Raw genomic sequence first — 22491 nt, forward strand, 5'->3', positions numbered from 1 at the left:
TAAATTCCTTCTGTCGAAAATTATTTTTTCTTTATTTTTTTTTGAAGTTGATTTATAATTAAATATTTTATTTCAAATTAATATGTATTTCGTCGTATTACGACAAAAAATCTCAAGGCATTAACCTGCCTTAAGATTTTGTGTTGGTTTTGATTCTGCAGAGGGTAGTACGCCGGAGTCCTGAAGCATCCACTCGATAAAGCAGCCGTAGCCGGATTTCGGATCATTCACAAACACATGGGTGACCGCCCCGATCAACTTGCCGTCTTGAACGATTGGACTGCCGCTCATGCCTTGCACGATTCCGCCGGTCTTTTTGAGAAGCCTAGGATCCGTGATCCGGAGTACAAGCCCTTTGGTTGCGGGTGCATCCTGTTTGGAGACATGAACGATCTCAACGGTGAAACGCTCGACCTCCTGGCCTTCGACCACGGTCAGTATTTCAGCCGGCCCTTCCTTCACCTCGTGGGACATGGCGATTGGAATCGGCTCCGTGTACAGACCATGCTCCGGCAGATCCTTCATTTTGCCGAAAATGCCGAAATGGGTGTTGCGCTCAACATTACCAAGCACCTTGCCGTCTTTGGAAAAGGTCGCCCGTTTCTCGCCTGGTTCCCCTTCTTCGCTTCTTGAAATGGATGTGACATTGGATTGCACGATTTGCCCGCTCCCCACTTCAATGGGTGTCTGGGTATTCATGTCGGTAATGACGTGGCCGAGCGCGCCATACACCTTCTGGTGGGGGGCATAAAAGGTTAAGGTGCCCACCCCTGCAGCAGAATCGCGGATATAAAGCCCTAGACGCCAGGTTTTATCGTCCTCGTCGAAAGCAGGACTCAGCTTTGTCTTCATGACCTTGCCGCTGCGTTTGAACGTGATATCAAGCGGTCGTTTGGCTCTCCCCGCCTTCTCCACGATCTCGGCCACCTTCGTTACATCGGTCAGCGGTTTGCCATCCATGGCGGTGAGCAGATCTCCAAGCTTGAGACCTGCAGCTTCGCCGGGAGATACCTTTGCCCCGTTCGAAGCGCGAACGAGATGATGTCCGACCACCAGGATGCCGGAGGATTTAACCTTAACGCCGATTGTCTGTCCGCCAGGGAACACCTTCAGCTCCGGCATCACATTCACATGGACTGTCTTCAAAGGAATTTTACCGAATAATTTCAGGGTAACTTCTGCTGTGCCGCTTTGCTGGGGATATAGCTGGAGCGGCTGCTTTAATGATACTTGGAGCTTCGACGCCCGGGAGCCGTTTAACTGCACCACATCGGGACGATCGACTGAAGCGAGGGCTTGGACGGGCATCGCCACGTCCAGACGGGCCTGCCGGCCGGCAATCAACCTAAGCTCATCAGGCAATGACGCAAAAGATTGGACAGGCTCAGCAGTTCCAAGGTAACAAAGAAGGAAAGCAAGAACGAAACCGAGCAGTTTTCTCCTGAGGTTGGGCTTCAATGGCTGTCACGCTCCCTTTTTCTTCTTTCGCTTGACGAAAAGGTGGTCGCCAATTGCGTACCTTTAAGTTACCCTGCCCCCTGGCTTTTATAACTGTCAATCATTGACCCGAAGCCGTTCTGGAAGCCTTTTGCGCCGCCGCCAGATTGAGCATTTCCTGGGCATGATGAAGTGTCTTTTCGGTAATTTCGACTCCGCCGAGCATCCGTGCGAGCTCCTTGATCCGCCCCTCTTCGCTTAAATTCTGCACCTGGGTCATCGTTCTTGAAGATACGACCTTCTTCTCGATCAAGTACTGATGATCGGCCATGCATGCCACTTGCGGCAAGTGCGTGATGGAGAATACCTGGCATGTCTTGGCGAGCAGGAACAGCTTCTCCGCGATCGATTGAGCGGCCCTGCCGCTAACGCCGGTATCCACCTCGTCAAAGATCAGGACCGGAATTTGGTCATGCCGGGCGAAGATGCTCTTCATGGCGAGCATGATCCTGGACATTTCGCCGCCGGACGCAATTTTAGCGAGCGGGCGCAGCGGTTCTCCTGGATTCGCCGATATAAGAAACTCTGCTGCATCGATCCCTTGTTTCGTCAATCGGATTCGTTGTCCTTCATATTCGTAACCATCCGGCGCATCCTGAAGCTCCAGACGAACCTCAAACCGGGTTCGTTCCATTTGAAGATCCTTCAACTCACGCTCCACTTGGGTCGCCAAATCCCGCGCACACCGCTTACGCGCATCGCTCAACTTCTTGGCAGCTTCCAGAGCCACAGCGAGCAGCTCGTCCCGCCGTTTCTCCAATCCCTGGATAAATTCGTCCTTGTTCTCCAGCATGTCGGTTTCCTGCTGAATTCTCCCGTAGTATTCCAGAATTTGCTCCACATTATCCCCATATTTCCGCCGCAAACCGGAGATCATATCTAAACGAAGCTCGATTTCATTCAGCCGCTCCGGATTAAATTCAATGCCGTCCCGGTAATCCCGCAGCTGGAACACGGCATCCTCCAGCTGATAATAAGCGGATTGCAGCTGCTCCACGAGCGGCTTCAGCCCTTTCTCGTCATAGGCCGAGACATCTTCTAGCCGACTGAGCGCCCGGCTGACCGCCTCCAAGCCTGATGACCCGTACAGCAGCTCGTAGGCGCCTGCGACGGAGTCCATCATCTTCTCGCTGTGGGACAGCTTGACACGCTCCTCGGACAGCTCCTCGTCCTCTCCCGGCTTTAGCTGGGCCGCCGCAATTTCCTCCAGCTGGAACCGATACATGTCGAGCATCTGATATGCCTTTTGGCTCGTCTCTTGCAGTTCCTTGAGCTCCTGCTCCACCTTGCTAAATTCCGAATACAGCTCCTGGTATTTACGCTTGGCCGGGCCGATGATCTTCTCCCCGTACGTATCGAGCAGGCTCATGTGCTGTTCCGAACGCAGCAGGCTCTGATGCTCATGCTGGCCGTGAATGTTGATGAGCTTCTCCCCTACCTCACGGAGCATACTCAAGTTCACAAGCTGACCGTTAATGCGGGAGGTGCTTTTTCCTTGCGATGTCAGCTCTCTGCGGATCAGCAAATGCTCCTCGGTATCCGCCTCAATGCCTAAATGCGTTAGTGTTTGCCACACGGGATGTGCCGGGGGAAGATCAAACAGCGCCTCAATCTCCGCCTTATCGCAGCCGTACCGGATCAGATCCGCCGATCCGCGCCCGCCGGCAATCAGCCCAAGCGCATCGATGATGATGGATTTTCCCGCGCCTGTCTCCCCTGTAAGAACATGAAAGCCCGGGTAGAATTGTACGTCCACGCTCTCAACAACAGCCAAATTCCGAATGGATAACGTATTTAACATCCCTTTAACCCCCTAAACCCGTAAATCGGATGTATGCCTCGCGAAAACCAATCTTAAGAGATATAGCTTTTGATCTGAGATACAACGTGTTCTCCGTCCTCCTCCGTGCGGCAAATCAGCAAAATGGTGTCATCCCCGCATATCGTGCCCATGATCTGGCTCCACTCCATATTGTCAAGGAGCACGGCTACCGAGTTTGCGGTGCCCGGCAAGCATTTCATCACAACCAGATTGCCGGCCCGGTCAATATATACGAAATTATCCACCAGCGCCCGCTTCAGCTTCTGCACCGGATTATAACGCTGATCCGTAGGCATCGAATATTTATACCTTCCGTCATCGGTCGGTACCTTGATCAGCAGCAATTCCTTAATATCTCTGGATATCGTAGCCTGCGTCACCTGAAAACCCTCGGCACGGAGAGCATCAACCAGCTCGTCCTGCGTTTCGATGTCCTGGTGGGTAATGATATCCCTGATTTTAATATGGCGTTGTCCCTTCATATTCGTAAGAGCCTCCCGAAATTTAGGTGTTGTATTCGTCATTTCCATTCCATTCCTCATCGGACCAATCCATGGTGAGTCGGTGCACTTCCTGCTCGTTCATATCTACATACAGGAGCCCGGCACACTCCGGGTACAGCAGCAGGTAAGGCATCAGCCGATCCCGGATACCCGCCCCTGTCCAGTCCACCGGCATCCGTTCACGTGCCAGTTTAACCATATACAGCTCCCCGTTGCTGCCGGATGCGACGTAATCAATGAATAGTCTGCTGCGAATCGGCTTGTGTCCCGTGTCAAACGACAGATTTACCTTTACTTTACCCCCGACAACCTCATATCCTTCCTGTTCAAGCAACCCAATGACTGGGTGATCCGGAATGCGGTCATTGATCGGGATTCCCGGGAGCAGGTCGGGCTGCGGTGACATCAGCCAGCGGTTGACCCTGTAGCCGATCAAGAGCACGATCACGATGCCAAGCAGCACCATCAACAATCCATCATAACGCTCATTCATCCTCTCACCTCGAATTTTGATATTCGCGGATGGGAACATAAATTCCTCTTTTTCAGCAAAAGAAACCCATCATTTCGATGAGTTTCCCGTGAATGTATGAGCTGCTTGCTTAACAATGCTGTCGATCCATTGATCCAGCTCGGCATGATCCATGTGCTGAACCGGTTCTTCCGTTTCAGCCGCGTCCTCCGGCTCAAGCCGCCAGTGGGCCAGGAATTCAATATTGCCTTCGCCGCCCGTGATGGGCGAGAAGGTCAGATTGTTCAGCCTGAATCCGATATCTTCAGCAAAATGAAGCACCTGCGTTAAAACTTCCTTGTGTACTTTGGGGTCTCGGACAACACCGGATTTACCGACCTTCTCCCGTCCTGCCTCGAATTGCGGCTTGATTAAAGCTGCCACATCTCCGGGTCTGTCCAGAAGCGTCTTGAGCGTCGGCAAAATGATACGCAGCGAAATAAAAGATACATCGATGCTGGCGATATCCGGCCGGGGGCCTTTCAGATCCTCGGGTGTCATGTAGCGGAAATTCGTCCGCTCCATGACGCATACACGTTCATCGTTCCGGAGCGACCAATCGAGCTGATTGTATCCGACATCGATCGCATAGACGTAGCTGGCTCCATGCTGAAGCGCACAATCGGTAAAACCGCCGGTGGATGAGCCGATATCCAGCATCGTTCTGCCCTTCATATCGAGACCGAAATGAGAGATCGCCTTCTCAAGCTTAAGACCTCCCCGGCTTACATAAGGATGCACAGAGCCCTTTACTTTCAGCTCCGTCGTACGCGGGATTTTCATGCCGGCTTTCTCGATTCGCTCGGTTCCGGCATAGACCAGACCCGCCATAATGGCAGACTTGGCTTTCTCCCTGCTATCATAATATCCCTGCTCCACAAGCAGGACATCAACACGTTCCTTGTGAGATGATTCCATAAAACACTCCTGATGGTTTCTAAGACGTAAAACTTCTCTTCCCGAGCGTAGCCGTACGAGCAGTTTTGAGACTGCGGATTTCGTTGCATACCGCCTCCAGCGTCAATCCGACCTCTTCCCGCTGCTCTTGGATGCTGCCGTGCTCAATGAACCTGTCCTCAATCCCCATTAACGAGACAACCGCGTCATGAATACCTTGCTCGGCAAAGTACTCCAGCACGCTGCTGCCAAGGCTGCCGGCCTGCGAAACCTCCTCCAGAACGATCATGCTCGTTCCGGACGCCGCCAGCTTCTTCAGCATATCGCCGTCAAGCGGCTTCAAGAAACGCGCATTCACAACCTCAACGGAAATGCCCTCCCGCTTAAGCAGATCGGCCGCTTCTTCGGCCAGCTGCACCATTGGACCGGCCGCCAAAATCGCGTAGCCCTCGCCGCGGCGGACTGTTTCCCATGTACCGATCGGGATCGGCTTGAGCTCCGGATCCAACGGAACGCCGCGGACATTGTTCCGCGGATAGCGATAGGCGATCGGCCCGTCGTTATAGTCAAGCGCCGTCTTCATCATATGGCGAAGCTCATTCTCGTCCTTCGGCATCATGATGACGATGTTCGGAATATGGCGCATAAAGGCCACATCGTACACCCCTTGATGGGTCTCGCCGTCAGCGCCGACAAAGCCCGCACGGTCGATGGCGAACATCACGTTGGCATTGTGGCGGCAGATATCGTGGACGATCTGGTCGTATGCCCGCTGCATGAAGGTGGAATATACCGCAAATACCGGCTTCAAGCCTTCCATGGCCAGTGCGGCACAAAGCGTCGCCGCATGCTGCTCGGCAATGCCGACATCGATCATCCGGTCCGGGAACTTCTTGCCGAACGGAATCAAGCCCGAGCCGCCCGGCATTGCCGGCGTGACCGCAACGATGCGCTCATCCTGTTCGCCGAGCTCAACGAGCGTTTGTCCGAACACTTCCGTATACATCGGATTGCCTACCGCTTTCAGCACTTGGCCGGATTCGATCTTGTACGGCGTGATGCCGTGCCACTTATGGGAATCCGATTCGGCAGGACGGTAGCCTTTGCCCTTGGTGGTTACCGCATGAATCAGCACCGGCCCGTCGACATTGTCGGCCTGCTGCAGCGTATCGATCAGCTTGCTTAAATCATGACCGTCCACAGGTCCCAAATACGTAAATCCAAGCTCCTCGAACAAAACGCCGGGAACCATCATATATTTGAGGCTGTCCTTCATTTTCTCCGCGGTCTTCGCCAGCTTGCCGCCGATCGCCGGAATTTTCTTGAGCAGCATCTCGACCTCGTCCTTCGCCCGCAAATAATAGCGGTCCGAGCGGATTTTGCTCAAATAGTTATGCATCGCCCCGACGTTCGGAGCAATCGACATTTCATTATCGTTCAGGATGACCATCAGCTTCTTCCGCTCATGGCCGATATGATTCAGGGCCTCAAACGCCATCCCGCCCGTAAGGGCGCCATCGCCGATGAGCGCGATTACCCGGTTGTTGTCGCCTTTCAAATCCCGCGCCATCGCCATGCCCATCGCTGCCGAGAGGGAAGTGCTGCTGTGGCCGGCTTCCCAGACGTCATGCTCGCTTTCCGCACGTTTCACAAAACCGCACAAGCCCTTGTATTTACGCAAGGTGTCGAATTTATCCATCCGTCCCGTCAATATCTTATGGACATAGGCTTGATGGCCCACGTCAAAAATCATCTTGTCACGAGGGCTGTCAAAGCAATAGTGCAAGGCCAGCGTGAGTTCAACCACTCCCAGATTCGGTGCAAGATGACCGCCGGTCACGGACAGCTTTTCAATCAGAAACTGACGGATTTGCACCGCCAGGTCCTCAAGTTCGTCCACCGACAGTTTTTTCAGTTGGTTGGGATGTTTGATATTTGGAAGCAGCACGAAGAATCTCCCCGCTTTCCTTGATAAAGTAAAGTTAGCAATTCATAAACCATGAAAGGCTGCGCTATCATCAGCCATTTAAAGACATTATATCACAAATAATCGGTGTGCAAGTAACCCCGCTCTAGTGGTCCCGAGCCAAGAGAAAGTCTGCAATTTCATGCAGTCTGGACGGGTCCGGAAAATTCCCTTCGGAAATGGCGCTCTTCGCTTCGGCGGTCAGACGCTCAACCTCCCGCTTGGAGGCTTCCAAGCCGATAAAAAACGGATAGGTCACCTTCTCCTGCTTCACATCGCTTTGCGTCGGCTTGCCAAGCTTGGCCTCATCGCCGATCAAGTCGAGGATATCGTCCTGGATTTGGAAGGCCAGCCCGATATGCTTGCCGAAGGAGCGAAGCGAATCGATCTGGGCTTCTGAACAGCCTGCTACCCGTCCTCCAGCCATGAGGGAGAACATGATCAGATCGCTTGTCTTATGCAGATGAATATACTCCAGCTGCTCAAGGCTGGTTAATCCCTGCTCTCCTTCCATATCGGCCACTTGGCCGCCAACCATTCCCCGGGGCCCGGCATATTCCGCAAGGTCCTCCACAATCGACAGCACCCGATCGGCAGGAATCCCGTGCTTGCGCGAGGACTGCACAATGCTGTAAAAAGCATGCGTCAGCAGCGCATCGCCCGCCAGAATCGCCGCTGCTTCACCGAACACTTTATGATTCGTAGGCTTCCCCCGCCGGAAATCATCATCGTCCATCGCAGGCAAATCGTCATGGATGAGCGAATATGTATGCACCATCTCAACGGCGCACGCCACCGGCAGAGCCGCTTCTCTGCTTCCGCCGGCTGCTTCGCAAGCCGCGATGACCAGCAGCGGACGCAGACGCTTTCCGCCTGCCATTAAGGAATACGTCATCGATCGATGAAGGGTTTCAGGAACTTTCCATCCCTCCGGAAAAAGGGCCGTAAGCTCGCTGTCCAGCCTGTCACAGATGTCATTCATATATTGCTGAAAAGGAAGTCTATTATTCACTCAATTCACCTGTCTCATCAAGTGCGCCGCCGAAGGGCTTGCGCTTGAGCTCCCCGCCTTCTTCGACAATCATCTCGATTTTCTGTTCAACCTGCTCCAGCTTTTGACTGCACATTTGAGACAGCTTCATCCCTTGCTGGAACAAGTCGATCGCCTTCTCCAAAGGGACGTCCCCGTCCTCCAGCTGCTCGACGATCTGCTCCAGCTGTGCCATCGCCTCTTCAAAGCTGATCTCCATCAAGTCTTTTGCCTCACTAGACACGTTCTTCATCCTCCTTTATTCCCCACACTTGACACTGCAGCCGGCCATCATTGACCCTCACTTGAACCAAATCGCCGAGCTGCACATCTTCCACTGATTTGATCAGCTTCTGTTCCTGCTCATCATAAACCAGGCTGTACCCTCGGGACATGATCTTAAGCGGACTAAGCGCATCCAGATGGCGGATCTCCGTCTGCAGCTGGGACAGCTTGGCTTTGCGGATCGATTGCATGGCAAGCATCAGGCGGCGTTTCGCCTGCTCCTTCCGCAGCGATGCCTGCTCGACCTGGGCGCGCGGATTGGATCTGATCAATCCCTGATGCAGCGACCGCTGGCGCTGACGGTAGAGCGACAGCTGCGATTTGAGCGTTCCTTGCAATCGGTAGGAGAGCATGTCCAAGCGCTCGGCATGCTGCAGCATGTAGCGGCGAGGATGGTTCAGCACCGGCGAGCGCTGAAGTCTCGCAAGGCGCTCCCGGCTTCGCTGAAGCCGCTGCTGAAGCCCTTGATTCAGCTGCCGCTGGCGCTGCACAATCTGTCCCTTCAGCTCCGCGCGGCTCGGAACTGCAAGCTCCGCAGCCGCTGTCGGCGTCGCTGCACGCACATCGGCTACAAAATCGGCGATCGTAAAATCCGTCTCATGGCCGACAGCCGAGATCACCGGAATATTCGATTGATGGATCGCTCTGGCGACGATCTCCTCGTTGAATGCCCATAGCTCCTCCAGCGAGCCTCCGCCCCGGCCGACAATGAGCACATCCGCTTCGCCAAGCTCGTTCATCGCACGGATTCCCTTAACAATGGAGGGTGCTGCCGACTTTCCCTGAACCAGGACCGGGTACAGCTGTACAGTCGCCTGCGGATACCGTCTCTGAATCGTTGTTATAATATCGCGAACAGCTGCCCCGGTCGGTGAGGTTATCACACCGATCGTCTTGGGATAGCTCGGAAGCGGGCGTTTAAGCTCCTGCGAAAACAAGCCCTCTTCCTCCAGCTTTGACTTGAGCTGCTCGTAAGCGAGATACAGGCTGCCGATTCCGTCCGGCTGCATCTGAATGGCATAGAACTGATATTGACCGTCCCGCTCATAGACGGAGACATTGCCTCTGGCTATCACCCTCGAGCCTTCTCTCGGGATAAACGGCAAGCGCTGATTATGGCTCGCAAACATGATCGCCCGGATTCGGCTGCCTTCATCCTTCAACGTAAAATACATATGTCCGCTGGAATGATGCGTAAAATTCGAAATCTCCCCGCGAATCCAGACGTCGGACAGCCTGGAGTCGCCTTCCATTTTCATTCGAATATATCGGTTCAAATCCTTAACGGACAGGACGCGTCCCGGATCCACGGATTTCATATTATTCAATTCCGCTCAGCCGTTTGGCGGCCAGCAGCGTATTCTTCATCAGCATCGTGATGGTCATCGGACCGACGCCTCCGGGAACTGGCGTAATCGGACCCGAGATCTCCTTCACGCTCGCAAAATCAACGTCTCCCGCCAGCTTGCCGTTCTCCAGACGGTTCATGCCGACGTCGATAATGACGGCGCCCGGCTTGACATAGCTGGCGTCAATCATATTCGCCCGGCCGATGGCAACGACCAAAATATCGGCCTGCTTCGCGATTTCCGGCATGTTGCTCGTTCTCGAATGGCACATCGTCACGGTGGCGTTTTCCCGCTGCAGCAGCAGCGATACCGGCTTGCCCACAATATTGGATCTGCCGATAACGACGGCATGCTTGCCCGAAATTTCGACGCCTGTCCGTTTGATCAGCTCAATGACGCCCGCCGGGGTACATGGCAGCAGACTGTCGTCCCCGATGACCAGGTTGCCCACATTGACCGGATGGAACCCGTCCACATCTTTTTCAACGGCAATCGCATCAATTACCGCCTTCTCTTGAATATGACCGGGGAGCGGAAGCTGAACAAGAATCCCGTGAATGGACGACTGCTTATTCAGCTTGTCCACCAGAGCTAGCACCTCTTCCTGGCTGGAATCGGCAGGAAGCCGGTGCACCTCGGAATAAAAGCCGAGATCGTGGCACGCCTTTTCCTTATTTCGGACATAAACATGGGAAGCCGGATCGTCACCCACCAGCACAACCGCCAAGCCCGGGCGCACGCCCTGCTTCGACAGCTGCTGCACCTCCAGCGCAATCCCTTCGCGAATTTCTTCGGATATCTGTTTACCATTAATGATCGTTGCTGCTGTCATCCTAATCTCTCCTCACTATGATTGAATGATCCGCCTGCCATCCTGGGCGTAGAATTATGATTGTTGCAACTTCGCTTTAACTTGATCCAGCTCCTGGATAATCCGGCCCAATACGCCGTTTACGAATTTACCCGATTCCTCGGTACCGAAATGCTTCGATAGCTCGATCGCTTCATTGACGGCCACCTTACCGGGCACGTCATCGCGGTATCCGAGCTCGTACACAGCCAGACGGAGAATCTGGCGATCCACGCGGGAAAGGCGGCTAACCTGCCAGCCTTTTAAGTAATGAGCGAGCAGCTGGTCAATCGTTTCCCTGGAATTCCATGTCCCGTTGACCAGCTGCAGCACATACTCCTTCATCTGAACCTCGTCGCCGATCACACGCTCCGTCTCATTCTCTTCGGCCGCCTCCGAGAGCAGCATCGATACAGCCTCCAGGCTGTCGACTTCGTTCATTTCCATCTGATACAGGCTTTGAACGGCGATCTCCCTAGCTACACGTCTTTTCATTTTGTTCCTCCTGTGGACCCTGCCTGAATCCATTTTTCTGATTAGTATTATCAATTTTCCATAAAGTTTTGACCAGTCTTTTGCAAAACTCGATTTTCAGCAGCTTATGAAAGCAATATATAGACGAGCTAAACCGTTAAACTCTTTATATATTGCTGCTTGTACTTTAGATCTTCACCAAAATCCTCACAATAAAAAAACCTGTGAACCGCTGCTTTCTGCAAAAAAGGCATCATTAACCTGTCCTTTAGCTTTTTTGCCGAAAGAAGCATATCACAGGGTTCATTTAAACGGCCGCCAACGCTCGGACAACCAGCGCCCCCATTCCTGAAAGTGGAAGATGGAGCCTTGGTTCAAATCCTTGCGTTTGCCAAACGTATAGCCGATAAATACCACTAATGCAAAGAACAGCATATCCCAAAAACCGGATAATAGATAAATCAGTCCGCACACAAGACCGCCGGCGACACCGAAGATCCGCCCTCTGTGACTCTCCCATATTTCTTTCCAAGGCATTTGGGAAATTCACCTCTATTCCACGCGGCTCTTAAAGCTAGGCGCCTGAACCACGTTAGCGATATATACGGATACGGACGAGACTGGAATTCCCGTCGTCTCTTCAACGAAATCATGCACCTGCTTCTGCACCTCGGTCGTCAGCGCAGGAATGGATTCCTCGCCGTCCACCACGGCACGGATCGCAATCTCAAGCCCTGATTGGGACACCTTGATTCGGGACTTCAGATCCTTCACGCCTCGCACCTTGGAAGCTGCCTTCAGGCACAGATTTTCAATCGTTTCCACCGAAATCTGAATGTCTCCAAACTCCGTGCGCTGATCGATCGAATTGAGCGTGGAACGGTCGCGACGTACCGAAATGTAAAAGAACCGGATGCTGAGGAGAAACAATACGGCAGCAATGATAATCCCCGCCAGAACGAGCTGCTGCTCCTGGGCAAACGTCAAATGGTACGGAACCGCACCGCTTAACAGGAGGATGGCAACTACAGATATAACACCGATACTCAAGCTGTATATAAACAGCAGAAGTCTGTCCATGATTTTGGCCACGACCCGCACAGCCTCCTTAAATTAGATTAAACCCTCGACATTGCTGCCGGGGGCTATGAAATGATCCATTTTATTTCACGCGCTGCACCAGATCCAGATCGTCGTTCTTCTCGCTTGTCTTCATGAAATGAACATCATGAATATGTACATTGACCTCAACGACGGTAAGACCTGTCATATTCTCAATGGACCGCTTCACGTTGCGCTGGATTTCACCCGCTACTTCCGGAAGACGATGTCCGTACTCAACGATAACGGATACATCAACAGCCGCTTCGCGTTGTCCGACTTCTACCTTGACGCCTTTGGACAGATTTTTCCGGCCAAGCAGCTCAGCGATGCCGCCGGCAAAGCCGCCGCTCATTCCTGCAACCCCGCGGACTTCCACCGTTGCAAGCCCTGCGATAACTTCAATGACTTCCGGCGCAATCTGAATCTCACCGATATCCGTACGTTCAAATTCTGTAGTTGGCAATGTCTCAGCCATAGTCTCAACACACCTTTCGGGAATAAGTTTGCGGATGCTCGAGGGACTGCTTAAGGCATGCGCTCTTATTACTCATACTATACCATTCGGCCAAGTTTATGACAAACTTGGCCAAACGATTTATACCTCATTTTCTTCCAAAAACTTAATATCGAAATCGCCTTTGATAAAGGTTGGATGGTTCATCAGTTTTTGGTGGAACGGAATGGTGGAATAAATGCCTTCAATCTCGAATTCGGAAAGCGCGCGCTTCATCTTCGCAATCGCTTCGTTTCGAGTCGGCGCCCATACGATCAGCTTCGCGATCATGGAATCGTAATACGGCGAAATGGTATAGCCCGGATAAGCCGCGCTGTCCACGCGCACGCCAGGTCCTCCCGGCGGAAGGTAGAATTGAATCGTACCCGGTGCCGGCATAAAGCCTTTGTCAGGATTCTCGGCATTGATCCGGCATTCGATCGACCATCCGTTGATGACGATATCCTCTTGGGTGAAGCTGAGCGGATTCCCTTCAGCAACCGAGATCATCTCCTGAATCAAGTCAACTCCGGTTACCATCTCGGTTACCGGATGCTCCACCTGGATCCGCGTATTCATTTCCATGAAATAGAACTGCCCGTCCGGACCGAGCAAGAACTCCAGCGTACCCGCTCCGGAGTATTGGACCGCCTTGGCTGCGCGCACGGCGGCTTCTCCCATCCGGGTACGTACTTCTTCCGTAATCACCGGACAAGGCGCTTCCTCAACGAGCTTCTGTCTCCGGCGCTGAACGGAACAATCGCGCTCTCCGAGATGGACCGCGTTCCCGTGCTTGTCCGCAATAATTTGGATTTCGACGTGCTTCATTCCCGTCAAATATTTCTCCAGGTAAACGCCGGCATTGCCGAAGGCTTTCTGCGCTTCCTGCTGGGCCGTCGTAATCTGCTTAATCAGCGCTTCCTCGTCCTCGGCGATCCGGATGCCCTTGCCTCCGCCGCCTGCGGTGGCTTTGATAATAACAGGATAGCCGATATCGCGGGCCAGCATAATCGCTTCGTTCAAATCCTCGATCAGCCCGTCTGAGCCAGGGATAACCGGTACGCCGGCATCCTTCATCGTCTGCTTGGCAACCGCCTTGTCACCCATGCGGTTAATGGCATCGGCAGACGGACCGATAAAGGTGATGTTGCAGGATTCGCAGATTTCGGCGAAGTCGGCATTCTCGGCAAGGAAGCCGTATCCCGGATGGATGGCATCGCATTCGGTCAATGTCGCCACGCTCATAATATTCGTAAAGTTCAGATAGCTGTCCTTCGATAACGTCGGACCGATGCAGTAAGCTTCATCGGCAAGGCGAACATGCAGAGAGTCCCGATCAGGCTCGGAATATACCGCAACCGTCGAGATGCCAAGCTCCCGGCATGCGCGGATGATGCGGACTGCAATTTCGCCGCGGTTCGCGATTAAGACTTTTTGAAATGTCATGAAGTAACCTCCTTCGGACTCATAAGACTCCCGCTCATGGCGAGTACAGCGTGCACTACTCCGGCTTCACCAGGAACAGTGGCTGCCCGAACTCGACCAGCTGGCCGTTCTCGACGAGGACTTCGACGATCTCCCCTTTAACCTCGGCCTCCAGCTCGTTCATCAGCTTCATCGCCTCAATGATGCAGACCGTTGTCTTCTCGGTTACCTTGTCCCCGGGGCTGACGAAAGAAGGCGCTTCAGGGGAAGGGGCGCGATAGAAGGTCCCTACCATCGGTGATACGATCTTATGTAATGAGCTGTTAACCTCCGCTGCTTCCTGTGGCGCTGCCGCGGCAGGAGCCTGGTTGACCGTGGCCTGCTGCTGTACAGCTTGCGGTGCCATGGCTTGAGGCGCAGGAATGTAGGCTTGCGGCGCTACTTGCTGAATAACGGCTTCGGCAGGGTTCGGCTTCTTAATGGACAAACGCGTGCCTTCATTTTCAATTTCCAATTCATGTACGGATGTTTCATCCACCAGCTTAATAAGCTCTTTAATCTCGTTTAATTTAAACATGATCAGTCGTTCACTCCTTCACTTTCTGTAGAAGCCCTGATTCGGACAGTCAGTCGATAGCTTAGAGTATTATATCACAATCGAGCGAAATAGAAAGAGTCCAGGGAAATCCCGGACTCCGCAATGTTTATCGTATAAAGGTGATTTATGTTGAAAAACTGCGGATGCTTTTACGGGGCAACATATTGAACCGTAACCTTATCCTGCGTTACTTTCAGCTCTTTCATGACGAGACCGACGATATCGGCGGCGCCTTTGGCGTCAAGCTTGTCGCTGAGCACGACGACATTGTATTTCTCGCTCTCTTCTTTAACGACGGCATTGCCGAATTGCTGCTGCAGCTGCGCCTCGATGTTGAGAATGATCTCCTCTTTTTCCTCCGCTTCTTTCAATTGCTCGGAAGCCTGTGCCGTCTCCTCCGGCTTGCTCTCATGGTTGTCGATCTTCGAAATCAAATCGTCATATAATTTCATGTTCTTCTGTTCCCGGTCCAGCTTATAGGCATCCAGCTGAGCTCGCGCCGAGGAGGCTTGGGCCGCTACTTCCTCCAGCACCTCCTGCTCGGTTTTGCCCCCTTGCGTGCTGCTTGTTTCCGCAGGCGCCTGTTCACCCTCTTTGGTCTCCGTTACCTTAGGCTCTTCCGCGCTGTCCTTGGTTCCGGCTTGCTCCTGCTCTCCTTGCTTGCCTTGCTCTCCTTCTTTGCTAGGCTCTCCTTCTTTGCCTTGATCTCCCTGTGCCGCTTTAGCCGGATCTTCGCTGCCGGTCTGTGCTCCAGTGTCCGTGCTCTCGGCATTCTGCTCGTTCGCGCCGGAATCTCCGTCGGTTCCTTCCTCGATCACTTCGTTAACAACCAGCTCGTCGCTTGTGCCGTTTGCGCCTTGGCCGGCTGCAGGCTTCTGGCCGTCAACCTGCGTGCTTTCGGCGACAGGCGGCGCTTTCGTGCTGGATTCATCCGTGAACAGATAGTACGCTGACAGGATCACCATTAAACTCAGCATCGAAACCAACCATATGGTTTGTCTTTTGTTATTCATTTGAACGTATCCTCCTTTGGAATAAAAAGCCTTGGTTTTGAGCCTCGTATGAGTTGCTCATTCGGGCGGTAAAACACTGCTACTGCTTTCGCGGGACAACCGATATGCGGTGGGACGGTACATTCAGCCCCCGCTGGATGGCATCCACGATCAAGTTCTTGACGATCTCGTTCTCTGCTCCCTTGGCTACGACGAGCACGCCCCGAACCTGCGGTTTAATCCGCTTAGTGACGATCGGCGTCTCTTTACCGGATGAATCATAAGTCACGATCTGCCCGTCGCGCTGATAGCTCGTGACATGGCGCCTGCCGCCGTTGGCATCGGTCTCCTCGGTCAGCTCCTGGGTGTCCTTGATGTCCTTCTGAACGACAAGCTCCTCCGTGGATTCCACGGTGACCATCACATCCACGGCACCAACCCCAACGATTTGCTCCAGCATCGTCCGCGTCCGCATCTCGAAATCCTGCTCGATGCTCTCAAACTCGCTGCTTCCGCCGGCGGGCTCGCTGCCCTGTCCGGTCGATACGGCCGCGGATTCCGGCGGCTCGCGGCCGATATTTTCATGATCCAGCTTCTTTACATTGACGAAGGAGTTGAACAGCATGATTGCGACGCCGATGAGACCGAGTATAATCAGCCAGCGGAAGGTCTGCATTTTTTTGGCTCCGCCGGCGCCGCCGCCAAGCCACTGTTCAAGCCGCTTCAGCCATTTTCCCATCATCCTCACCTCCGTTATAACTTTTTGTCATCCTGCCCATGCTCCGGCAAATGTATCGTAATCAGATCCGGGTTAAGATCCCATCTCTGGCTGATGTATTTGACGATCTGTTCCTCTCGTGCTTTGTAATCTTTGCTTACTGCCTCGCGACCTTGAGACGGCGCTTGACTGCCATTGTTATCCGTTGTGCCGGACTCTAAATTTACTTCAATCGATTCGACAGGGGTTATCCCAATCGGCTCTTTCGCCCCGGAGCCCTCTTCGGAAACGGCAGCATCGGATGGTCCGCTTAGCTTCACATCCACGGAGCGGATATCCGCTCCCGTATACGAGTCGTCCTCCGCCCGGGTTGCTGCCAGCACGACCTCAACCTCTTGCACCGCTTCTCCCGTCTCGGCTGCGATTTCCTCTTTCATGACGCGGGCAAGCTCGCTGCCGGCCCACTCCAGGCTCTGGCTCTGCTGCACATCCTTCAGCTTCTCGGCTTGGGCCAGAATGGATTCCAGCTGCATCTCCTGCGGGAGCCCTTTTTCCTGCCGCTCCAGTTCCTGGGCCAGCCGTTGTTCCGGCGGGTCTGTCAGCAAGCGGATGATCGGGCTGAGCAGCGTAAGTAGGATGATCAGGCTCAGAACCAGTCGCGCGTACCTCTCCAGTGCTTTCCCCGGAAGAATCAGGTCTACGAAAGCGGCGAAGAGCACGACCATGATGACATTTTTGAGCCAATCCGAAAGCCAGTCCATCGATCATCCCCCCTTACCTTGGCCGGCAAGCCCGTCGTCACCGCATCATGACCGTTATATTGCCTGCGGTAAGCAGAATCGTAATCGCCAGGAAAAACATCATGCTCACGGCAGCCAGTGCGGCGAATACGTACAGCAGCGTCTTGCCGATCGCCTGCAGGCAGGTTGTGATCGGCGTGTCGCCCAGCGGCTGCATGACGGCTGCCGCCAGATTGTAGATCAGGGCAAGGGTCAAAATCTTGATCGCCGGAAACGCGCAGAGAAACAAGATGATGATGACCCCTGCCAGACCGATTGAATTTTTAACGAGCAGCGATGCCGAGATTACGGTATCTGTCGCATCCGCGAACATTTTTCCCACCACCGGAACGAAGTTGCCGGTTACGTACTTGGCCGTTCGGATCGTGACCCCGTCCGTCACGGAGCTCGTGATGCCCTGCACCGAGATGACGCCGAGGAAGACGGTCAGCATGACGCCCAGGAAGCCCATCGCGATGCCCCGGAGCAGATTGCCAAGCTGGGTCAGCTTGTACTTTACGGACAGCGAGCTGACCAAGTGCAGAAGTGCCGAGAAGAAGAGCAGCGGAAATACGATCGTTCTAATCAAGGTTCCCACCGTATGTACCATGAAGATCACCAAGGGATGCGCGACCGAGACGGTCACCACATTGCCCATCGATGCCATGAGGGCAAAGAGCAGCGGCAGCATCGCCATCATGAAGTCGATCATGCCGGTGATCGCGTCTTTGGCGTAGCCGATCGCGACGCTGAAGCTGTTGACCGCAATGACCAGCACCACCATGTAGCAGATCGTGTACGCTACCCGGCTCACGGTGCCCTTCTCGAAGGCCGTCTGCAAGTTTTCCAGGATCAAGCTCATGATACTCAGCATGATGATCGTTACTAGCAGCTTTCCGTTATACAGCACCTCGTGCCAAAGATACTTTCCAAGGCCGGACATGATGCCTTTAAAGCTGAAGCCATCGCCGCCCGGAAGAAGCATTTCCATCAGGGACGGCGTCCTGCCCTCGGGAAAGAATCCGCCGTAATCCTTCATCAATTGCTCCCAATATTTCTCCACCTGCTCGGTCGGAAGCTGCTCCGTTTGCTCCGTTACCAAGTCCCCGGCAGGATTTTCGGCAGCGGCTGCAGGGGCGATGCTTATGAACATGCCGGACACCAGCAGCATGAGCTGCAGTACGATCAGCCTGTATAAACCGGTTCTCCTCGATGATCCTGCATGTGCCACGCCCCTCCCTCCTTAATCATGCCGGGAGGAGCTTCAGGACCGTCTCGATGATGATCCCGATAATCGGTACAGCGAGTACCAATATGAGCACTTTTCCCGCCAGTTCTATTTTGGAAGCGATCGATTCCTGACCGGCATCCCTTACGATTTGCGCCCCCATTTCAGCGATGTAGGCTATCCCGATAATCTTCAGCACCGTTTTGAGATAGATCATCTGGACGCCGGAGTTCTCGGCCAAATCCTCCAGCATCCGGATCACGTCGCCGATCTTTCCGATCAGGAACAGGAAGATCATGACGGAGGTCGCCACGGCGAGCAGGAAGGCGAATAACGGCTTCTGGTCCTTGACGACCAGAATCAGTACGGTAGCGATAAGACCGAGGCCTACCACCTGGATAATTTCCATAAGGTCCACCTACTGGAATAGAAAAATACTTTTGATTTCCTTAAGCAGATCATCGAGCAGCCTTACGACCATAAACAGCACCACCACAAAACCGATGAGAGTCACCCAGTGTGCCATATCCTCTTTGCCCATCTGTTTCAGGACCGTATGAATCATGGCGATGATGATGCCGATCCCGGCGATCTGGAAGATGGCGTTGACTTCAATGTTCATTTCCTTGGCACCTCGCTAAAAGATCAAAATGACGATCAATGCTCCAATTAACAGCCCCAGACTTTTGCTCATCTTTTCATATTTCGCCTGGTCATCCCTTGCCGCCTCTTCTTCATGCTTCAGCTGCTGGGCGGCCAGCGCAATATGCTTCATCTGGTCCTGCCTGTCACTGGTGCCAAGTACGCCGCCGAGCTGTTCCATCACTTCCCTCTCGGCGTTTTTCATGGAAGTCCGCTTCCAGTAATCCTCCAGAGCCTTGCGTATGCTGTCCTCTGCCGATAAGCCATAATCCGGCCTCATATACTGCGCGGCTTGGGCGAACAAGGATTTCAGTGGATCCCGGAGAGAGGCGCTGATTCGTTCCAGTGCATCCGGAAGCGGCGTAAAGCCATAGCTGATCTCGGTTTCAAGCCGCTGGAGCGCCAGTATCAGCTCCCGCAGCTGCCTTGGTCTGACCGCAAACTGCTGGGCCTGATAGAAGCCTGCGAGCGTTCCTGCACCAATGACGAGCAAAGCACCTACCAGTTTAAGCATAGGCATCACCGCCAGGCGGACCGCTGGCAGCGGACTGAAGCGTTCGCTGCCCTCCGTCATAAAGCTTGAACGACCTTGCATCCCCGGTGCGGCTGAGAACCGCGTACATTTCAAACATTCGATTCTCGATCAGTCCCGACAGAGCAGGACGTCCCCGCATGTCCTGGACGGAAGAGCCGTGAGCCGTGGCGATGACGCTTATGCCGGCATGGAGCGCCTCAACAACTGCCTCCGCATCCTCGGCCCGGCCGATCTCGTCCACAATGAGAACGTCCGGCGACATGGACCTGATCATCATCATCATGCCCTCTGCTTTGGGGCAACCGTCCAGCACGTCCGTCCTGGGACCGACATCGAACCCGGGAACCCCCCGCTGGCAGCCGGCGATTTCGGAGCGTTCGTCCACAATGCCCACTTTCATGCCAGGCCATCGAACGGTCCCTGCCCCCCACTGGCCATAGCTGATTTGCCGGGCCAGATCCCGAAGCAGCGTCGTCTTTCCATGCTGAGGAGGAGAAAGAATCAGAGTATGCATGACACGCTTGCGTTTGCGGTCCAGCAAATGCGGAAGCATCTCGTCGGCCGCCCCGCGGATCTCTTTGGCAATCCGAACATTAAAGCCGCTGATATCCCGGATATGCTCCACTTTCCCTCCGCTGAGAACCGTCCGCCCCGCCAGCCCGACCCGGTGCCCGCCGGGGATCGTTATGAATCCTTTCCGCAGCTCCTCTTCCATCGTGTAAAGGGAATGATTACTGATCAGATCCAGCAGCCTGTGTGTATCCTCCCGTGTCGGCTTGTACGCCTCCTCCGGCCGCAGCGTCAATCCGCCGTTTCGATCCAGAAAGTGGTATCTGCCCTGCGAATTGATTTCGAGGGGACGCTCTTCCCGGATTCGCACCTCCTCCACATGCTCCAGCAGCTCACTCGGCAGGTTCAGCAGCATTCGTTTGACGGATTCGGGAAACAGCCCCAGCCAATTCAGTGTCATATCAATTTCCCCCAAGTTGTCCTTTTTTGAAAATCTGCCTTCTGTTAAAAAGATTTCTTATCCCATGTGTATGCTTGTACTCTGCATTTATGACGGGAATCTATCATTTTTTTAAGATTCCGTATAAGAGGCAGGCAACCCCGCACAATATCCAGCCGATCTTCCCCCATGACAGCTTATCCGCCATACCTACAAGCCCGATTGTCGTGGTTAGGATCAGAATGAGCGGGCCGGTAAACGCTAGCGCGGAATTGACGGCGAGCGCTTTATCTACTTGATTCAGCCGCAGCATGACAATCGCAGCAACGATCTCGAGGCTGCCCGAGAACAGCCGAAGCGTTGCCATGCTGGCGACGAACTTGTCCAACATGAAGTTCTCCCTCCTTCTTCCATTGCGTGATGATTAAAAATATGCATTCATCCCCGAATTTATCTCTATTTTTTTATTTCATAGACACGAATCTCACAACAAAAAAAAGACTGCCCCCGGGCATTTGCCCTTGAGACAGTCTTTGCTCTATGAACCGAACTAGAATGATATGAACTTAGCGGCGAACCTGCGGGCCTCCGACGCTTGCCTGCTGGTCGGTGTCCAGTCCATACGCCGTATGAAGTGCTTGAACGACGCCTTCGAGATTGCTTCCGTCAATCACGCAGGATACTTTGATCTCGGAGGTGCTGACCATCTTAATGCTGACCCCTTGACGGGAGATCACGTCGAACATTTGGGCAGCAACGCCAGGGTGGCTTACCATGCCCGCGCCGACGATCGATACCTTTACCAGATTGTCCTCGGAGGTTACGTCGCGGTACGGAAGCTCGCCACGGATCCGTTCGATGACGGACAAAGCACGCTCCCGCTCATGCAGGGATACGGTGAAGGAAAAGTCTGCTTCCCCGTTTTGGACACCGCTTTGTACGATGATATCCACGTCGATCCCTTCTTTGGCCAGTTCGCCGAACACCTGCGCCAGAATGCCAGGGGTATCGGCAACACCCATAATGCTGATTCTGGCAACGTTCTTGTCGAATGCGATACCGCTGACCACTACACCTTGTTCCATGCTCGTTTCCTCCTTAACAACCGTTCCCTCGTTATGATTAAAGCTTGATCTGACAACAAGCTTCACTTGATTGTGTTTGGCGTATTCAACTGCTCGGGGATGAAGCACCGCTGCCCCAAGGTTCGCCAGCTCCAGCATTTCATCGTATGAAATCTCAGGGAGCTTCCGTGCGCATTTTACTACGCGCGGATCGGTAGAGTATACCCCGTCCACATCCGTATAGATTTCACACACATCGGCCGAAATCGCTGCAGCCAGCGCCACCGCGGTCGTATCCGAGCCTCCGCGGCCGAGGGTCGTGATTTCGCCTTCTTCCGACATCCCCTGGAAGCCGGCAACGATGACAATATTTCCGTCATTCAGCGCCTTGTGCACTCGCTCCGGGGATATATCGGTAATACGGGCTTTGCCGTGGACGGCTTCCGTCCGGAATCCGGCCTGCCATCCCGTAAAGGATACAGCTTTGCGCCCTAGACTATGAATCGCCATCGAGAGAAGCGAGATCGAGATCTGCTCTCCGGTCGTTAACAGCATATCCATTTCCCGTGCGGGCGGGTTCTCGTTTAATAGTTTAGCTTGATCAATCAGATCGTCGGTGGTATCCCCCATCGCGGATACAACAACAACGCACTGATGGCCTTCATCCTGTTTCTCTACAATTCGTCCGGCCACGCGCTTCATGCGTTCTGTATCGCCTACAGAGCTGCCTCCGAATTTCATAACGTACAATGACAATGCCTCTTTCACTCCCCACATGAT

26 protein-coding genes are annotated in these 22491 nt (G+C 53.7%); all 26 read right to left on the reverse strand.

Annotated features, from left to right (window positions below; translation table 11 throughout):
• Nucleotides 1-120: 120 nt before the first annotated feature.
• A complete protein-coding gene (spoIVB, locus tag MKX76_RS12415) occupies nt 121-1458 on the reverse strand; it encodes a SpoIVB peptidase (protein WP_007129736.1) in 1338 nt (445 codons plus the stop codon).
• Nucleotides 1459-1558: 100 nt separating this feature from the next.
• Entirely contained in the window at nt 1559-3298 is a 1740-nt protein-coding gene (gene recN / locus MKX76_RS12420; RefSeq protein ID WP_007129735.1) for a DNA repair protein RecN, read from the reverse strand.
• Between the two features lie 53 nt (nt 3299-3351).
• Nucleotides 3352-3801 (reverse strand): transcriptional regulator AhrC/ArgR, encoded by a 450-nt coding sequence (gene ahrC / locus MKX76_RS12425; RefSeq protein WP_007129734.1) that lies wholly within the window; start codon nt 3799-3801, stop codon nt 3352-3354.
• A gap of 22 nt (nt 3802-3823) precedes the next feature.
• Nucleotides 3824-4315, reverse strand: a complete 492-nt coding sequence (locus tag MKX76_RS12430) for a hypothetical protein (protein ID WP_007129733.1) — start codon at nt 4313-4315, stop codon at nt 3824-3826.
• A 69-nt stretch (nt 4316-4384) separates the two neighbouring features.
• On the reverse strand, nt 4385-5251 hold the full coding sequence (locus tag MKX76_RS12435; protein ID WP_007129732.1) for a TlyA family RNA methyltransferase: 867 nt from the start codon (nt 5249-5251) through the stop codon (nt 4385-4387).
• 19 nt (nt 5252-5270) lie between these two features.
• Complete coding sequence (gene dxs / locus MKX76_RS12440) at nt 5271-7178, reverse strand: 1-deoxy-D-xylulose-5-phosphate synthase (protein ID WP_007129731.1); 1908 nt, start codon at nt 7176-7178, stop codon at nt 5271-5273.
• Between the two features lie 124 nt (nt 7179-7302).
• Nucleotides 7303-8178 carry a polyprenyl synthetase family protein gene (locus MKX76_RS12445; RefSeq protein WP_186311077.1) on the reverse strand — a complete coding sequence of 292 codons (876 nt, stop codon included), beginning with the start codon at nt 8176-8178 and terminating at the stop codon, nt 7303-7305.
• A 22-nt stretch (nt 8179-8200) separates the two neighbouring features.
• Nucleotides 8201-8479 carry an exodeoxyribonuclease VII small subunit gene (gene xseB, locus MKX76_RS12450; RefSeq protein ID WP_050954023.1) on the reverse strand — a complete coding sequence of 93 codons (279 nt, stop codon included), beginning with the start codon at nt 8477-8479 and terminating at the stop codon, nt 8201-8203.
• Complete coding sequence (gene xseA, locus MKX76_RS12455; protein WP_007129728.1) at nt 8463-9830, reverse strand: exodeoxyribonuclease VII large subunit; 1368 nt, start codon at nt 9828-9830, stop codon at nt 8463-8465. The genes xseB and xseA overlap by 17 nt, the downstream gene beginning before the upstream one ends.
• A gap of 1 nt (nt 9831) precedes the next feature.
• Nucleotides 9832-10692 carry a bifunctional methylenetetrahydrofolate dehydrogenase/methenyltetrahydrofolate cyclohydrolase FolD gene (gene folD / locus MKX76_RS12460; RefSeq protein WP_007129727.1) on the reverse strand — a complete coding sequence of 287 codons (861 nt, stop codon included), beginning with the start codon at nt 10690-10692 and terminating at the stop codon, nt 9832-9834.
• Nucleotides 10693-10746: 54 nt separating this feature from the next.
• A complete protein-coding gene (gene nusB / locus MKX76_RS12465; protein ID WP_007129726.1) occupies nt 10747-11205 on the reverse strand; it encodes a transcription antitermination factor NusB in 459 nt (152 codons plus the stop codon).
• A gap of 282 nt (nt 11206-11487) precedes the next feature.
• Nucleotides 11488-11721 carry a DUF2273 domain-containing protein gene (locus MKX76_RS12470; RefSeq protein ID WP_007129725.1) on the reverse strand — a complete coding sequence of 78 codons (234 nt, stop codon included), beginning with the start codon at nt 11719-11721 and terminating at the stop codon, nt 11488-11490.
• A gap of 15 nt (nt 11722-11736) precedes the next feature.
• The gene (gene amaP / locus MKX76_RS12475; protein WP_251536888.1) at nt 11737-12276 is read right to left on the reverse strand and encodes an alkaline shock response membrane anchor protein AmaP; all 540 of its coding nucleotides are present in this window, start codon (nt 12274-12276) and stop codon (nt 11737-11739) included.
• A 70-nt stretch (nt 12277-12346) separates the two neighbouring features.
• Entirely contained in the window at nt 12347-12763 is a 417-nt protein-coding gene (locus MKX76_RS12480; protein WP_007129723.1) for an Asp23/Gls24 family envelope stress response protein, read from the reverse strand.
• A 120-nt stretch (nt 12764-12883) separates the two neighbouring features.
• The gene (gene accC / locus MKX76_RS12485) at nt 12884-14227 is read right to left on the reverse strand and encodes an acetyl-CoA carboxylase biotin carboxylase subunit (protein WP_028403687.1); all 1344 of its coding nucleotides are present in this window, start codon (nt 14225-14227) and stop codon (nt 12884-12886) included.
• 55 nt (nt 14228-14282) lie between these two features.
• Nucleotides 14283-14783, reverse strand: a complete 501-nt coding sequence (gene accB, locus MKX76_RS12490) for an acetyl-CoA carboxylase biotin carboxyl carrier protein (protein WP_007129721.1) — start codon at nt 14781-14783, stop codon at nt 14283-14285.
• 170 nt (nt 14784-14953) lie between these two features.
• Nucleotides 14954-15817, reverse strand: coding sequence for a SpoIIIAH-like family protein (locus MKX76_RS12495; protein ID WP_251536890.1), 864 nt, complete (start codon nt 15815-15817; stop codon nt 14954-14956).
• Nucleotides 15818-15896: 79 nt separating this feature from the next.
• On the reverse strand, nt 15897-16535 hold the full coding sequence (spoIIIAG, locus tag MKX76_RS12500; RefSeq protein ID WP_007129719.1) for a stage III sporulation protein AG: 639 nt from the start codon (nt 16533-16535) through the stop codon (nt 15897-15899).
• Nucleotides 16536-16549: 14 nt separating this feature from the next.
• Nucleotides 16550-17275, reverse strand: coding sequence for a stage III sporulation protein AF (gene spoIIIAF, locus MKX76_RS12505; RefSeq protein WP_340900951.1), 726 nt, complete (start codon nt 17273-17275; stop codon nt 16550-16552).
• Between the two features lie 37 nt (nt 17276-17312).
• Nucleotides 17313-18464 (reverse strand): stage III sporulation protein AE, encoded by a 1152-nt coding sequence (gene spoIIIAE / locus MKX76_RS12510; protein WP_051424999.1) that lies wholly within the window; start codon nt 18462-18464, stop codon nt 17313-17315.
• 76 nt (nt 18465-18540) lie between these two features.
• Nucleotides 18541-18930 carry a stage III sporulation protein AD gene (gene spoIIIAD / locus MKX76_RS12515; RefSeq protein WP_007129716.1) on the reverse strand — a complete coding sequence of 130 codons (390 nt, stop codon included), beginning with the start codon at nt 18928-18930 and terminating at the stop codon, nt 18541-18543.
• A gap of 9 nt (nt 18931-18939) precedes the next feature.
• Nucleotides 18940-19143: a stage III sporulation protein AC gene (spoIIIAC, locus tag MKX76_RS12520; RefSeq protein WP_007129715.1), complete on the reverse strand. Its 204-nt coding sequence runs from the start codon at nt 19141-19143 to the stop codon at nt 18940-18942.
• A 15-nt stretch (nt 19144-19158) separates the two neighbouring features.
• Nucleotides 19159-19677, reverse strand: coding sequence for a stage III sporulation protein SpoIIIAB (spoIIIAB, locus tag MKX76_RS12525; RefSeq protein ID WP_007129714.1), 519 nt, complete (start codon nt 19675-19677; stop codon nt 19159-19161).
• Nucleotides 19670-20668: a stage III sporulation protein AA gene (gene spoIIIAA / locus MKX76_RS12530; RefSeq protein ID WP_007129713.1), complete on the reverse strand. Its 999-nt coding sequence runs from the start codon at nt 20666-20668 to the stop codon at nt 19670-19672. Before spoIIIAA ends, spoIIIAB begins: the two co-directional genes overlap by 8 nt.
• Before the next feature lie 103 nt (nt 20669-20771).
• Nucleotides 20772-21038, reverse strand: coding sequence for a YqhV family protein (locus tag MKX76_RS12535; RefSeq protein ID WP_007129712.1), 267 nt, complete (start codon nt 21036-21038; stop codon nt 20772-20774).
• 175 nt (nt 21039-21213) lie between these two features.
• On the reverse strand, nt 21214-22467 hold the full coding sequence (locus MKX76_RS12540) for an aspartate kinase (RefSeq protein WP_341033869.1): 1254 nt from the start codon (nt 22465-22467) through the stop codon (nt 21214-21216).
• Nucleotides 22468-22491: the final 24 nt, after the last annotated feature.

Origin of the sequence: Paenibacillus sp. FSL R5-0810, from assembly GCF_038002285.1 — a bacterium.
Lineage (GTDB): Bacteria > Bacillota > Bacilli > Paenibacillales > Paenibacillaceae > Paenibacillus_AQ > Paenibacillus_AQ lactis.

Bases quoted from the DNA above. Each gene is read 5' to 3' on its own strand.
- spoIIIAF (WP_340900951.1), bottom strand. From the start codon at position 17,275: ATGGACTGGCTTTCGGATTGGCTCAAAAATGTCATCATGGTCGTGCTC.
- spoIIIAB (WP_007129714.1), bottom strand. From the start codon at position 19,677: ATGCTTAAACTGGTAGGTGCTTTGCTCGTCATTGGTGCAGGAACGCTC.
- MKX76_RS12430 (WP_007129733.1), bottom strand. From the start codon at position 4,315: ATGAATGAGCGTTATGATGGATTGTTGATGGTGCTGCTTGGCATCGTG.
- xseA (WP_007129728.1), bottom strand. From the start codon at position 9,830: ATGAAATCCGTGGATCCGGGACGCGTCCTGTCCGTTAAGGATTTGAAC.
- MKX76_RS12495 (WP_251536890.1), bottom strand. From the start codon at position 15,817: ATGAATAACAAAAGACAAACCATATGGTTGGTTTCGATGCTGAGTTTA.
- MKX76_RS12445 (WP_186311077.1), bottom strand. From the start codon at position 8,178: ATGAATGACATCTGTGACAGGCTGGACAGCGAGCTTACGGCCCTTTTT.
- accC (WP_028403687.1), bottom strand. From the start codon at position 14,227: ATGACATTTCAAAAAGTCTTAATCGCGAACCGCGGCGAAATTGCAGTC.
- MKX76_RS12435 (WP_007129732.1), bottom strand. From the start codon at position 5,251: ATGGAATCATCTCACAAGGAACGTGTTGATGTCCTGCTTGTGGAGCAG.
- recN (WP_007129735.1), bottom strand. From the start codon at position 3,298: ATGTTAAATACGTTATCCATTCGGAATTTGGCTGTTGTTGAGAGCGTG.
- xseB (WP_050954023.1), bottom strand. From the start codon at position 8,479: ATGAAGAACGTGTCTAGTGAGGCAAAAGACTTGATGGAGATCAGCTTT.
- spoIIIAE (WP_051424999.1), bottom strand. From the start codon at position 18,464: ATGCTGCTGGTGTCCGGCATGTTCATAAGCATCGCCCCTGCAGCCGCT.
- spoIIIAD (WP_007129716.1), bottom strand. From the start codon at position 18,930: ATGGAAATTATCCAGGTGGTAGGCCTCGGTCTTATCGCTACCGTACTG.
- spoIIIAA (WP_007129713.1), bottom strand. From the start codon at position 20,668: ATGACACTGAATTGGCTGGGGCTGTTTCCCGAATCCGTCAAACGAATG.
- ahrC (WP_007129734.1), bottom strand. From the start codon at position 3,801: ATGAAGGGACAACGCCATATTAAAATCAGGGATATCATTACCCACCAG.
- MKX76_RS12535 (WP_007129712.1), bottom strand. From the start codon at position 21,038: ATGTTGGACAAGTTCGTCGCCAGCATGGCAACGCTTCGGCTGTTCTCG.
- accB (WP_007129721.1), bottom strand. From the start codon at position 14,783: ATGTTTAAATTAAACGAGATTAAAGAGCTTATTAAGCTGGTGGATGAA.
- spoIIIAC (WP_007129715.1), bottom strand. From the start codon at position 19,143: ATGAACATTGAAGTCAACGCCATCTTCCAGATCGCCGGGATCGGCATC.
- MKX76_RS12470 (WP_007129725.1), bottom strand. From the start codon at position 11,721: ATGCCTTGGAAAGAAATATGGGAGAGTCACAGAGGGCGGATCTTCGGT.
- folD (WP_007129727.1), bottom strand. From the start codon at position 10,692: ATGACAGCAGCAACGATCATTAATGGTAAACAGATATCCGAAGAAATT.
- spoIIIAG (WP_007129719.1), bottom strand. From the start codon at position 16,535: ATGGGAAAATGGCTGAAGCGGCTTGAACAGTGGCTTGGCGGCGGCGCC.
- MKX76_RS12480 (WP_007129723.1), bottom strand. From the start codon at position 12,763: ATGGCTGAGACATTGCCAACTACAGAATTTGAACGTACGGATATCGGT.
- nusB (WP_007129726.1), bottom strand. From the start codon at position 11,205: ATGAAAAGACGTGTAGCTAGGGAGATCGCCGTTCAAAGCCTGTATCAG.